The 12,025-nt window shown below is 41.6% G+C and carries 16 protein-coding genes; 3 read left to right on the forward strand and 13 right to left on the reverse strand.

Annotated features, from left to right (window positions below):
• The 8 genes from ENH88_RS05720 to rpoE form a co-directional block, all read right to left on the reverse strand.
• Nucleotides 1–133, reverse strand: a 133-nt coding sequence (locus ENH88_RS05720) for a GTPase (RefSeq protein WP_304180648.1), incomplete at its 3' end; no start/stop codon positions are given.
• Nucleotides 123–800: a ribonuclease III gene (gene rnc, locus ENH88_RS05725; protein WP_304180565.1), complete on the reverse strand. Its 678-nt coding sequence runs from the start codon at nt 798–800 to the stop codon at nt 123–125. The genes ENH88_RS05720 and rnc, both read right to left, overlap by 11 nt.
• A gap of 2 nt (nt 801–802) precedes the next feature.
• Nucleotides 803–1,738: a signal peptidase I gene (gene lepB / locus ENH88_RS05730; protein WP_304180567.1), complete on the reverse strand. Its 936-nt coding sequence runs from the start codon at nt 1,736–1,738 to the stop codon at nt 803–805.
• 39 nt (nt 1,739–1,777) lie between these two features.
• The gene (lepA, locus tag ENH88_RS05735; protein ID WP_304180569.1) at nt 1,778–3,565 is read right to left on the reverse strand and encodes a translation elongation factor 4; all 1,788 of its coding nucleotides are present in this window, start codon (nt 3,563–3,565) and stop codon (nt 1,778–1,780) included.
• A gap of 69 nt (nt 3,566–3,634) precedes the next feature.
• Nucleotides 3,635–4,084, reverse strand: coding sequence for a SoxR reducing system RseC family protein (locus ENH88_RS05740; RefSeq protein WP_304180571.1), 450 nt, complete (start codon nt 4,082–4,084; stop codon nt 3,635–3,637).
• 12 nt (nt 4,085–4,096) lie between these two features.
• Nucleotides 4,097–5,053 (reverse strand): MucB/RseB C-terminal domain-containing protein, encoded by a 957-nt coding sequence (locus tag ENH88_RS05745; RefSeq protein ID WP_304180573.1) that lies wholly within the window; start codon nt 5,051–5,053, stop codon nt 4,097–4,099.
• Between the two features lie 4 nt (nt 5,054–5,057).
• A complete protein-coding gene (locus ENH88_RS05750) occupies nt 5,058–5,669 on the reverse strand; it encodes a sigma-E factor negative regulatory protein (RefSeq protein WP_304180575.1) in 612 nt (203 codons plus the stop codon).
• A gap of 1 nt (nt 5,670) precedes the next feature.
• On the reverse strand, nt 5,671–6,252 hold the full coding sequence (gene rpoE, locus ENH88_RS05755) for an RNA polymerase sigma factor RpoE (protein ID WP_064666393.1): 582 nt from the start codon (nt 6,250–6,252) through the stop codon (nt 5,671–5,673).
• A gap of 259 nt (nt 6,253–6,511) precedes the next feature.
• On the opposite strand from rpoE, the gene nadB reads away from it, so the two are divergent.
• Entirely contained in the window at nt 6,512–8,137 is a 1,626-nt protein-coding gene (gene nadB, locus ENH88_RS05760; RefSeq protein ID WP_304180577.1) for an L-aspartate oxidase, read from the forward strand.
• Here the strand turns inward: nadB and ENH88_RS05765 are convergent.
• The gene (locus tag ENH88_RS05765; RefSeq protein WP_304180578.1) at nt 8,097–8,516 is read right to left on the reverse strand and encodes a hypothetical protein; all 420 of its coding nucleotides are present in this window, start codon (nt 8,514–8,516) and stop codon (nt 8,097–8,099) included. The two genes, nadB and ENH88_RS05765, sit on opposite strands and share 41 nt — an antisense overlap.
• Nucleotides 8,509–8,760, reverse strand: a complete 252-nt coding sequence (locus ENH88_RS05770; protein WP_304180580.1) for a succinate dehydrogenase assembly factor 2 — start codon at nt 8,758–8,760, stop codon at nt 8,509–8,511. The genes ENH88_RS05765 and ENH88_RS05770 overlap by 8 nt, the downstream gene beginning before the upstream one ends.
• Nucleotides 8,761–8,890: 130 nt before the next feature.
• Here ENH88_RS05770 and ygfZ point away from each other — a divergent pair, with 130 nt between their 5' ends.
• Both ygfZ and ENH88_RS05780 read left to right on the forward strand, forming a co-directional pair.
• Nucleotides 8,891–9,802, forward strand: coding sequence for a tRNA-modifying protein YgfZ (gene ygfZ, locus ENH88_RS05775; RefSeq protein ID WP_304180582.1), 912 nt, complete (start codon nt 8,891–8,893; stop codon nt 9,800–9,802).
• Between the two features lie 12 nt (nt 9,803–9,814).
• A complete protein-coding gene (locus tag ENH88_RS05780; RefSeq protein ID WP_304180584.1) occupies nt 9,815–10,300 on the forward strand; it encodes an FKBP-type peptidyl-prolyl cis-trans isomerase in 486 nt (161 codons plus the stop codon).
• A gap of 56 nt (nt 10,301–10,356) precedes the next feature.
• On the opposite strand, the gene ENH88_RS05785 is transcribed toward ENH88_RS05780, so the two are convergent.
• The 3 genes from ENH88_RS05785 to ENH88_RS05795 all read right to left on the reverse strand — a co-directional run bounded on the left by ENH88_RS05785 (nt 10,357) and on the right by ENH88_RS05795 (nt 12,013).
• Nucleotides 10,357–10,806 (reverse strand): hypothetical protein, encoded by a 450-nt coding sequence (locus ENH88_RS05785; RefSeq protein ID WP_304180586.1) that lies wholly within the window; start codon nt 10,804–10,806, stop codon nt 10,357–10,359.
• Nucleotides 10,807–10,815: 9 nt separating this feature from the next.
• A complete protein-coding gene (locus ENH88_RS05790; RefSeq protein ID WP_304180588.1) occupies nt 10,816–11,631 on the reverse strand; it encodes a DUF481 domain-containing protein in 816 nt (271 codons plus the stop codon).
• 61 nt (nt 11,632–11,692) lie between these two features.
• Nucleotides 11,693–12,013, reverse strand: a complete 321-nt coding sequence (locus ENH88_RS05795; RefSeq protein ID WP_064666387.1) for an HI1450 family dsDNA-mimic protein — start codon at nt 12,011–12,013, stop codon at nt 11,693–11,695.
• Nucleotides 12,014–12,025: the final 12 nt, after the last annotated feature.

Consider the following 12,025-nt stretch of genomic DNA (forward strand, 5'->3'; position numbering starts at 1 on the left):
TACTTACTTTCTGCTCAATAATTTCATTAAGCAAGGTAGATTTACCTACATTTGGGCGGCCAACAATAGCGACCATGCCGCAAAAGGTATCAACATCACCGTTGTGAGGTTGGATCAATGTATCAAGATTCATTTTTAAGTATCTTTAATGCTTTTTCAGCAGCTTTTTGTTCAGCTTTACGACGAGAGCTGCCCACTGAGATAATGCTATCCATACCTTCAACAATACATTCTACCGTGAACGTTTGATTGTGCGCCTGACCTTTGGTATCTACTACAGTATAGCCTGGCAAAGGTAATTTGCGGGCTTGTAAGTACTCTTGCAATAGTGTTTTAGGATCTTTTTGGTTTAACCCCGGTGAAATGGCGTCTAAACGCATTTCATACCAAGCTAAAATTAAATCACCACACACATCAATACCAGCGTCTAAAAATACGGCACCTATGATTGCTTCAACAGCATCGGCTAAGGTTGATTCACGTCTAAAACCACCGCTTTTAAGCTCACCTGGCCCTAAGCGCAAGTAATCACCTAAACCAAACTCTAAACCAAACTCAGCTAAGGTTTGCCCACGCACAAGTGTAGAGCGCATACGACTCAAATCACCTTCGCGCGCTTTAGGGAACTTACTATATAAAGCATTCGCTATCACGAAACTTAAAATTGAATCGCCTAAAAACTCTAAGCGTTCATTATGTTGACCTTTATGGCTGCGATGAGTCATCGCTTGCTCAAGCAATCCTTGATCAATAAAGGTGTAGCCTATTTTGCTATATAACTCTGTTACATTTTTTTTCATTGTTACTGAATATTACCTAGGCGTTCAAAACGAACACCAGTTGGAACCCAGCCTGGTAAAATGTCGTCTGGGCCATTCTCAAATTCAAAACTCATCCATATAAAGACAGCTTTACCCACCAAGTTTTCTTTTGGCACAAAGCCCCATACGCGACTATCTTGGCTGTTATCGCGGTTGTCACCCATCATAAAATAATGATCAGCCGGCACTACCCATTCATCAGAACGTGTACCCGGTTGTTGATAGTAACGCCCTTTCATTTCCAGCGCTTCTGGGTTTATTAAAATATCATGTTTTAGCGTAGTTAAATTTTCATTTAAACGCACTAAATCCATAGAGCCTTGTTTAAATTCATCACGATTTATGATCTCCATATCAATTTTATTAAATTCATTACACAGTAAATCACCTTGTTGTGCTTCTCCCTCTGCACAATTTGGTTGAATATACAAACGCTTGTCACGGTAAACAATTTTATCACCCGGCAAACCGATAGCACGCTTAATGTAATCTACTCGCTCATCTAAAGGGTATTTAAATACCACAATATCACCACGTTCAGGCTCAGCCACATCGATTAATTGTGAGCGCCAAACGGGATCTTTTACGCCATACGAATATTTTTGTACTAAGATAAAATCACCAACTAAGAGTGTTGGCATCATTGAACCTGACGGTATTTGAAACGGTTCAAATAAAAACGATCTAAAAATCGTAATCGCCGCTATCATCGGGAAAATAGATTTCGCGGTTTCCGTGATAGTCGGCTCAGGTGCGATCAATGCAGCAGTTTCTTCATCTAGCTCGCCGCCTGCAGAACTCTGCGCCAGAGCCAAGCGTTGCTGCCTTTTTGGTGCAAACATAAAATGGTCAATTAACCAAATTAAGCCTGAGCCAAGTGTTAGCAACACTAAAAATATTGAAAAATAACCTGCCATGCATTACATCCTTTATCTTACGTAATTGGATTACGAAATTTATTTACCAACTTTAAGAATTGCTAAAAATGCTTCTTGAGGCACTTCAACGTTTCCAAGTTGTTTCATTCGTTTTTTACCATCTTTTTGCTTTTGAAGAAGCTTTTTCTTACGACTCACATCACCACCATAACACTTGGCAATTACGTTTTTACGTAATTGCTTTACCGTGGTACGGGCAATAACATGTTGGCCAATTGCCGCTTGAATCGCAATATCGAACATTTGACGAGGAATTAATTCCTTCAATGCATCGGCTAATTGACGACCACGTGATTGCGCACTGTCTCTGTGTACAATAATAGCAAGTGCATCAACACGTTCACCATTAATTAAAATATCGACGCGAACCATGTCAGATGTTTGAAAATACTTAAAGTTATAATCAAGCGAGGCAAAGCCACGACTGGTTGATTTTAACTTATCAAAGAAGTCCATCACCACTTCAGCCATCGGTAGTTCGTAAGTAACAGCGACTTGCTTACCGTGATAACTCATTTTCGTTTGCATACCACGTTTTTCGATACACAAAGTAATAACACTGCCTAAATACTCTTGCGGCACAAGAATATTGGCTTCGACCATTGGCTCACGAATTTCTAAAATATCGTTTACGGCAGGTAAATCAGATGGATTATCAATTTGTGTAGTGCCTTCTTTGGTTACAACTTCGTAAATTACCGTTGGAGCAGTGGTAATTAAGTCGATGTCGTATTCACGCTCTAAACGTTCTTGAATAATCTCCATGTGCAGCATGCCTAAGAAGCCACAACGGAAACCAAAACCAAGCGCGGTTGAATTCTCTGGTTCAAAGAATAACGACGCATCGTTTAAGCTTAATTTATTCAGCGCATCACGGAACGATTCATACTCATCCGAGGCAATTGGGAACATACCAGCATAAACCTGCGGTTTAATTTTTTGAAAGCCAGGTAAACGCTCCGGTGCCGGATTTTTCTGGTGGGTGATCGTATCACCTACTGGTGCACCATGAATTTCTTTAATGCCCGCAATTACAAAACCTACTTCACCGGTTCTTAAAATACCGGTATTGGTTTGTTTCGGGGTAAAAACACCCACCTGATCTGCGGTGTGGATATGCTCATTCGACATAATTTTTATTTTGTCGCCGGTACGTAATTCACCGTGTTTAATACGTACTAACGAGACAACGCCCTGATACGGGTCAAACCACGAGTCGATAATCAGTGCTTGTAGCGGTTGGTCTTTGTCACCCACAGGTGGTGGCACGTCCTTAACAATCATTTCAAGTACTTCAGCAATACCCACGCCAGTTTTAGCACTGCATTGCACCGCATCTAAGGCATCAATACCAATGATATCTTCAATCTCTTCAGCTACACGAAGCGGATCAGCTTGTGGTAAATCGATTTTATTCAGTACCGGAATGACTTCTAAATTCATTTCTATCGCGGTGTAACAGTTCGCTAGCGTTTGTGCTTCTACACCTTGACCTGCATCAACAACCAATAATGCACCTTCGCAGGCAGCCAATGAACGCGATACTTCATAAGTAAAGTCAACGTGTCCTGGGGTGTCGATAAAGTTAAGTTGGTAAGTTTTGCCATCATTAGCTTTATAATTTAGCGTTACACTTTGCGCTTTAATGGTAATACCACGCTCACGCTCAATATCCATTGAATCCAATACTTGCTTTTGCATTTCGCGGTCGGTTAAACCACCACAAACTTGGATCAAACGATCTGAAAGGGTCGATTTACCGTGGTCAATATGGGCGATGATCGAAAAATTACGGATATGCTTCATAAACTGGATTCTAAACTTCTATTTTAATGGACTGAGTGTATAAAGCCGCAATTTTACATTTAATTGGCTTCAATCACCATCTATTTGAGTTAAAGGAAGGCTAATTGGGTGAATTTTTATTACTTTTATATCGTGTCTTAGGCTTTTCACTCGGCTCTTAGCAATAGCAAAGCCAGTAAAACCACCGCCTATAGCGGCAATAATTTGCAACCACTCAGGCGCAGACAAAACCTCTGCGGCCGTTAACGCAAAGACTAAACTTAGTACCAGAGGCAACATATACACAGCAAAAGCATGCTTAACCATATGACTGTCATCTAACGCTAAGGTCACTTTTTGCCCAACAACCACAGGAACTTCAAATCGATAGGGAAAGGTTTTTTTAGCCGTGCCGAATAGCTTGCTAAAAACTTGTGAGCCACAACGACCATTACAACCTGCACAAGCTTGTTTTTGTTGGGCTTCTAAATGCGCAGTGGCGCCATCAAGCGACACCACTGTAAGAGTTTGTTCTATCATTATCAGCTTATATTACAAAGGTCTTGCAACCGATTCAGCAATCGCTTTAGCTGTCGTGGCAGGGATATTCCCCACTACCGACACATCAAAGCTGCCACTATTATGCACATACACTGTGGTGGCACCAGACGATAAAGCCCCACTGGGTCTGCGCCCTGGTAGTGGACGTTGTACAAAAATAGAGACTTCTACAAAACCATCTGAATAGAGGTAATAGTCCGTGAGTTCGTTGTTTAAATCCAGCTTATGGCGGTCTGACTTTAATAAGCTAAAACCATCAGGTAACCAGCCAATTTGCCAATTATTGCTACTGCTACTTGCTTTTCTTTGAGAAATTGCCGTTGTAGGTAATGGCGTAGGAAACTTACGATTAAGCATTTCCAGTAATAACGCAGCAGGCTCTTCAGTTACACTAATATGGGTTAACTGTAACTGCTCTATCATTTCACCATCGTGATTAACATAAGCAGATTTTAGTAATAGCGATGACTCCGCATCAAGCCACAGCCAGTAATTAAATTTATATTCATCTTTTGATTCTATCCGAACAAGTTGCGCTGCACGCCCAGCTATACGGCCTTTACCACCAAGGACAAAATCATAATGCTGGCTTAAACGTTCGATATCTTTAAACAATACTTCAGGGATGGGACCTGCGATTGAATCAGTATCAATTGAGTATGGCTCAGACTGCGGTTCAAAATAGGTGACCTGACTATCAATTCGCACCATTTCAAGCCCAGCACCATTGAGTAAGCTCAAATGTTCGAGTTCGGTATTACCTTGTTTTGCATGTAACCAACGGTACGGTTCCATTGATTTTCCTTTGACAACCACAAAGGATGCGTCAAAGTTACGGTTATGGACGGCGTCAGCCATTTTGAGCAATAGCTGTTTTGCGGGGTTTTCGTCGTCAGCAAAGGCAGGGGCCATTAGTACCAACGACAAAATAAAAGTAATTACTTTCATTTAATTAGTTTTTTTCCTCTTCGGCTTGCGCCTCAGTGTGAGCTTTTTCTAATGAATATGCAACACGTGCTTGGCGTTGATGCTCTAATACTAACGCACCAATACGTTGCTGTTGTAATTCACGTAAGCCTTGCTCTGCATTTTGTAGAGCGGGTTCTGATGAATAACTAACTGGTGAAGCCATACCTGTTACTGGTGTTGTTTGTAACATTGGAATTTCATTGTTTGGCGAATTCTCACCTTGTGGCAAGGTCTGAATACCAACGATGGCAAACATAGCAACACTCGCTGCAATTGCTAGCTGCGCCACAGGCTTACGCCAGTTAAATGCCACGACATTATCAGTGCCCGTTGCCGCGATAGCTGCAGGTTGAGACTCTTTTTGAGTAAAATCAGCGTAGACAGGCTCACTTTCGAGCGCTTTTGCCACACTATCACTTATATCAAAGACGAAGGCATCCTCAGACTCAGCACGCATTACATCACCGATTAGCGCATAACGTCCTAAGGTTGCTGCATCTTGCTGCGCAATAACCTCGTCAGTTAATGATTGTTCGCCGTCAAGTAATGCGGATAGATGCTGATTATCCAACTTGTTAACGTGTGCTTTTGTCATATTAAGACTCGCCTATTAATGGGTTTAATTTGTTATCAATTGCTTCACGGGCACGGAAAATACGCGAACGTACCGTCCCGACTGGGCAATCCATCACCACGGCTATTTCTTCATAGCTCATCCCTTCGATTTCTCGTAGGGTGATCGCAGTTTTAAGATCTTCAGGCAAACTATCAATGGTGTTAAAAATCACTGCACGAACTTCTTCGCTTAATAACAAGTTCTCAGGGGATGCATTTGAGCGCATTGCATCCGCGCCATCATAAAATTCGGCGTCGTCAGCATCGATATCATTTGCTGGCGGTTTGCGACCCTGAGCCACTAAGTAATTTTTAGCACAATTAACGGCGATACGGTATAACCAAGTATAAAAGGCACTGTCCCCTCTAAAGTTTGGAAGTGCGCGATATGCTTTAATAAAAGCTTCTTGAGCAACATCAGCAATATCACCTTGATTTGATACATAACGTGAAATCAAACCGGCTATTTTATTCTGATACTTCTTTACTAAAAGATTGAAGGCATTTTTATCGCCCTGCTGGACCCTTTTTACTAGCGCTAAATCCAAATCCTGCTCGCTCATTCGAGCCGGTACTCCTCTGTCTGATTATTGCTTGTCATTCATATCCTGCCATTGTTTACAAATACTCTGACTACTGTATGAATGAAAAGTTCTGTTTAATATTATTTTTTTATAGGATAGACCATAAATTAGCTCGCAAACGATGAAAATCACTAATAGTGTTGCGCCAAATATGATACATATACGCCTATCATAATATTATTTGCTCATTACTATTTATAAACGAGTATCGGGCATTGTAACCGCAAAGACCACGGACATGAACCAAAATAAACACCACATCGCGGATGTCGCTATTATTGGTAGCGGCGCTGCCGGCCTCTCATTAGCACTTTCTTTAGCTAATCACTGTAACGTTACCGTGATCAGTAAAGGTGAATTAACGGAAGGTTCCACACTGTATGCGCAAGGCGGCATTGCCGCCGTCTTCGATAAAAAGAATGACAGCATTGAGTCACATGTGCAAGACACCTTAGACGCTGGCGGTGGTTTATGTGATCGAAATGCCGTTCATTATACTGCAAGTAATGCCCCAGACTGCCTACAATGGTTAATCGAGCAAGGCGTGCCTTTTGATATGGAATTTGATAGCAAAGGCAAAGAGCGCTTTCATTTAACCCGTGAAGGTGGTCATAGCCATCGTCGTATTTTACATGCCGCCGATGCTACTGGCCGTGCTGTACAAACAACCTTGATCAGCCAAGTGCAAGCGCATGCCAATATCACTTTGCTTGAACAATATAATGCCATTGATTTAATTGGTGATAAAAAATTAGCGCAAACAGGCAAACACATTCATGGGATCTACATGTGGAACCGCTGTGCTAAACGCGTTGAAACTATTTCAGCCAAGTTTTTCGCGTTGGCCACCGGTGGTGCCAGTAAAGTCTATTTATATACTTCGAATCCTGATGTATCCAGTGGTGATGGCATTGCCATGGCTTGGCGTGCGGGCTGTCGCGTGGCAAATATGGAATTTAACCAATTTCACCCGACCAGCTTATATCACCCTGAATTACAAAATTTCTTAATTACTGAAGCAATGCGTGGCGAAGGCGCGTATTTAAAACGCCCAGATGGCACACGCTTTATGAAAGACTTTGATGAGCGTGAAGAACTTGCCCCGCGAGACATTGTTGCACGCGCTATCGACTTTGAAATGAAGCGCTTAGGTGCTAATTGTGTGTATTTAGACATAAGCCATAAAGATAAAGATTTTATCATTGAGCATTTCCCTACCATTTATGCAAAATGCTTAAGTGTCGGTCTTGATATCACAAAAGATCCCATTCCGGTGGTCCCTGCCGCGCACTATACCTGCGGCGGAGTGATGACCGACTTCAACGGTAAAACTGATTTAGATAACTTATATGCGATTGGTGAAGTTGCCTACACAGGCCTGCATGGCGCGAATCGTATGGCCAGCAATTCCTTATTAGAGTGTATTGTATTTGCCCACGCTGCGGCAAAAGATATTTTAGCTAAAATACAGCACAGCCCAGCATTAAAAGAGCTACCAGTGTGGGATGAAAGCCGCGTGACTAACTCAGATGAAGAGGTGGTGATCACCCATAACTGGCATGAGTTACGATTATTTATGTGGGATTATGTTGGCATTGTCCGCTCCACTAAACGGTTAGAGCGTGCATTACACCGAGTTGAATTACTGCAGCAAGAAATTCGTGACTATTATGCTAACTTTCGGGTTAGTAATAATTTACTTGAATTACGAAATTTAGTCCAAGTCGCTGAACTTATCATTCGCAGTGCGATGGAACGTAAAGAGAGCCGAGGCTTACATTACACCATTGATTACCCACAGTTAAATGATAATCCAACGCCAACTATTTTGACTCCCCACGCTCATGACGAGCAGCCAAAATAGCACGTTTCAATCTAATAAAGCTTAGTTCATCAACCCCACTGGCGTTAATTATCAGCCAGTGGGAGCTTGCCAAGCCCTCAATATAGAGCCAAACACTGTGCTGATAAACGCGGCTTTTGTGACTAATATGACCATTTATTTTTAGCGTATTATTTTCAAAACGACATTGCGGAGGCGCTAATATAAACACGCCTTGCTGAGGATGGGACTTTTTGTACCATTGCCAACTTAACAAGCCACACATTGCACAACTAATCACACAAATGATTTGCGCAAAAATAGTCGTTAAAAATAGGCTGTAACACACTGCAAACAAGCTAAAGTAGACCACAAAGGGCTTGTGGTCCGCAATGTTACTTTCAATGATAAACCTATACACGAACTCGGTCTAAAATCAGCTGTACCATTTGCTTCAGCTGTGGATCTTTACATTCTTGATGGCCCATAAACCATGCAAATAGATCAGGATCATCGGCTTCTAACAAACGTTGTAGTACTGCTTGCTGCTGCGCAGATAACGAATCAAAGGCCTCATCTACAAATGGCATAAATAACACATCTAGTTCTAACATGCCACGACGACAAGCCCAGCGAATACGCGCTTTATTGTGAATTTCAGTCATTTTTTACCTCAAACTTAGTTGCCTTGCAGTTTAACAAATTGCACCTGAATAAACAGCTATTTATGCACCTATACCAGCAGCGCTAACTACGCTATCATATGCGCCTACATTTCTTGTCACGCAGGTTTTTATGTCAACAGTACACGCATGCCCTTTATCACATCAGCTGATCCGCATAAGCGGTGTTGATAAACTCGCCTACCTTCATGGCCAAATTACCCAAGATATTAATAAGCTCAGTCAAACAAATTTTTTGTGGACAGGACACTGCAATGCCAAAGGGAAACTATGGAGTGTTGCCAAGCTATTTGCTTATCAAGATAGTTACTATTTAGCCGCATCAGCCGTTGAAGTTGCACAATCCTTAACTGAATTAAAAAAGTATGCGGTGTTTTCAAAAGTTGAAATACAAGCCGATACCAGCAAACTAATTGGCCTAATTGGCGATGATTTAAGGTCAACATTAACGGCATTAAACATTCACTTTAATGAACAAGATAGCGCATGTAATTTTAGTCATGGTAAAGCACTTAAATTAGCCGATAACCGTGTCTTATTGATGGTTAATACTGATTTTTCACTGCCAGATGATGTTATTGCCCTTGAAAATGATGCGCTGTGGCACCAACATAGTATTTTAGCCGGTGAGCCTGAGCTCGATGAAGCGGCACTGGGTGAATACGTGCCACAAATGGTTAACCTGCAAGCAATTGGCGGAATAAGCTTTCGAAAAGGCTGTTACACAGGCCAAGAAACCGTTGCTCGCATGAAGTTCCTTGGTAAAAACAAACGTGCCATGTATATCGTATCAGGGCACAGCGATGGCGAGCTCGCAGAGCCAGAGATTGAAACCCAAATGGGTGAAAACTGGCGCCGTGCTGGAAAATTAATCAGCCAAGCCTACAATCAACAAAGTAAAACCTTATTTGGCCTTGTTGTGTTGCCAAACGACAGTGAACCTAGTCAGTTACTGCGTGCAAAACATGCCCCAACGGTAGAGCTATCAATCCTTCCTCTACCCTACTCTCTCGAAGACGAATAAATAGGAGTGACTATGATCATTGCAACAAATAAAGTGGTAAAAATGCATTATTCAGTAATGGATAATGACAAAAACTCTATCGATAACTCATTTGATGGTGAGCCACTCATTTTTATCGTTGGTACCGGTTACTTAATTCAAGGCCTAGAAGATGCTCTCCAAGGCAAAGAAGCTGGCGACACGTTAAGTGTGACAGTGCCACCTGAGCAAGGTTATGGCGAACGCCATGATGAACTTATGCAAGCAGTACCAAAGTCAATGTTTGAAGGGATGGAAATTGAGGTCGGCATGCAATTTCGTGCTTCAACCGATGACGGTGACCAATCAGTTATGATCATCGATATTCAAGAAGATGAAGTAATTGTTGATGGTAATAACCCACTCGCAGGCATCACCTTAAACTTTGATGTCGAAATACTTGAAGTGCGTGATGCAACAGCAGACGAATTAGCGCACGGCCATGTTCATGGTGCTGGCGGTTGTGGTCACGATCACTAATACCGACTTAAAGCGACAATAAAAAAAGCGCTATTGCGCTTTTTTTATTGTCCAAATTATACCGTTTCTACCACCTCGGGCTGACTAATTTTACCCGCCAAGGCTGCGAGTAAGCCAGCTTGGTCATTGGTCCCTAAACGATATTGACTGCCATCTTTTAAAGTTAGCTGCACAGCACTAAATCCTGACACTGTGTACACCCATCCATCATGGGTAATACGCAGGCCAATGCCATGACGAAAAGAATTTTCTACCGCTTTCGCTGCAATAATATCCGCTAACTGTAACTTATCACCAAACACACCAGGACCAAAACCCCAGCTGATCTGGCTGTTATCCACTTTAATGGTTAAACCATGGAATAAAAAACCCACCAGCACTAAAATCGCTGCAAATACCATTAACGGTATATCTGCACCAATTAAATACCAAGCTAAACCGACAAAGCTGGCAATCCAGCTTAAAATAACAAAAATGAACAATGCAAATTGCTTATGTTGATACATAACACTCTCTTAAAAACTATAAACTAATGTCGCACTTAGCTCTGAATCAAACTTTAACTTATCGTCTTCCGGCTTAGAATTATAACGATATAAATAAGCAAACTTTAATGATACAGCGCCCATTACTTGGCTTATCAATGAGGTCTCTGACTTTAAACGAGAGTTTAGCCCTGATAAAGATTGCTCAATACTTAAATCTTGATTAAAACGAGTACGTGTCGATACCGTACGCTCCCATTGCAGTGCTAACCGTAACAAATAACCGGTTTTGGTTTTATCTTCATCGTCTTCAAGTTCAGCGTCACTTTCTGCCACCGAGCGGTATAAACCAGGCCCTAGATCAAAATCAACTTGGTTCTTTACTCCTTGATATAAACGATTACCGTAACCTGCCGCTAATGTACTTTTGAAATCAAGACCACTGAACTCATCTTCTTCGTAATCGCCATACATAAAGAATGATGCATTTTTTACCCCAACCTTATAATTGCCCTGCGCTGAGAGAAAAATACGGTTAGCTGATACTTCATCATTGCCTGTGGTTTCATTACGGTCGCGTTTATATAAGCTGTCTATTTTGAATTGATTGCGCCACTTCTCGAGATCTTGGTATAAATTACCTTTGAACTTTAAACTGGTCGAATTGGTATTACCGCGGCTAACAATAAAGCCAAACTCCGTATCACCGTATAAAAGTTCACCCTGATGGATTTTATGGATCTCTTCATCGGAGAGTTGTCCATACTCATGAAAATCTTCAAAAGGGTCAACAGCCCAAACGTTTAAACTCAGCAAACAGCTCAATAACAGTAATATTCTGATCACTGTACGCTCACTTTACTGAGGTTAAAAATACGGCGACTTTCACACAAGTACGACATCGATATTATTCGCTATCTTTCCACAGAATATGGCAAAACGGGGCATCTTTATCACGGCTAATCAAAATCTTAGCAAATAAAATATCTTGATTATCGAATTCAAGACCCACCAAAACCTGAATAAATAATTCCGGTTCTATTTCCAAGGCAACAAAGTCATGCCATTGCTCATCCGGTTCACCTTCTTCAATGAAACCAAGTTCTTCACGGTGTTGATTAAAGTCTGCAACATCTTGCTCACTGAGGTTGTCTGGGGCTAACTCTAAAAAGATATCGTAAGCTTGATGTGTTACTTCTTCTTCGCTGTATAAACGGGGTCCTGTCATCGCCATAAACCT

Origin of the sequence: Pseudoalteromonas prydzensis, assembly GCF_011050055.1 — a bacterium.
Classification (GTDB): Bacteria; Pseudomonadota; Gammaproteobacteria; order Enterobacterales; family Alteromonadaceae; genus Pseudoalteromonas; species Pseudoalteromonas prydzensis_A.

What these genes read in the sequence shown, in the direction of transcription:
- rnc (WP_304180565.1), bottom strand. Translation starts at nt 800, where the DNA reads ATGAAAAAAAATGTAACAGAGTTATATAGCAAAATAGGCTACACCTTT.
- lepB (WP_304180567.1), bottom strand. Translation starts at nt 1,738, where the DNA reads ATGGCAGGTTATTTTTCAATATTTTTAGTGTTGCTAACACTTGGCTCA.
- lepA (WP_304180569.1), bottom strand. Translation starts at nt 3,565, where the DNA reads ATGAAGCATATCCGTAATTTTTCGATCATCGCCCATATTGACCACGGT.
- ENH88_RS05740 (WP_304180571.1), bottom strand. Translation starts at nt 4,084, where the DNA reads ATGATAGAACAAACTCTTACAGTGGTGTCGCTTGATGGCGCCACTGCG.
- ENH88_RS05745 (WP_304180573.1), bottom strand. Translation starts at nt 5,053, where the DNA reads ATGAAAGTAATTACTTTTATTTTGTCGTTGGTACTAATGGCCCCTGCC.
- ENH88_RS05750 (WP_304180575.1), bottom strand. Translation starts at nt 5,669, where the DNA reads ATGACAAAAGCACACGTTAACAAGTTGGATAATCAGCATCTATCCGCA.
- rpoE (WP_064666393.1), bottom strand. Translation starts at nt 6,252, where the DNA reads ATGAGCGAGCAGGATTTGGATTTAGCGCTAGTAAAAAGGGTCCAGCAG.
- nadB (WP_304180577.1), top strand. Translation starts at nt 6,512, where the DNA reads ATGAACCAAAATAAACACCACATCGCGGATGTCGCTATTATTGGTAGC.
- ENH88_RS05770 (WP_304180580.1), bottom strand. Translation starts at nt 8,760, where the DNA reads ATGACTGAAATTCACAATAAAGCGCGTATTCGCTGGGCTTGTCGTCGT.
- ygfZ (WP_304180582.1), top strand. Translation starts at nt 8,891, where the DNA reads ATGTCAACAGTACACGCATGCCCTTTATCACATCAGCTGATCCGCATA.
- ENH88_RS05780 (WP_304180584.1), top strand. Translation starts at nt 9,815, where the DNA reads ATGATCATTGCAACAAATAAAGTGGTAAAAATGCATTATTCAGTAATG.
- ENH88_RS05785 (WP_304180586.1), bottom strand. Translation starts at nt 10,806, where the DNA reads ATGTATCAACATAAGCAATTTGCATTGTTCATTTTTGTTATTTTAAGC.
- ENH88_RS05795 (WP_064666387.1), bottom strand. Translation starts at nt 12,013, where the DNA reads ATGACAGGACCCCGTTTATACAGCGAAGAAGAAGTAACACATCAAGCT.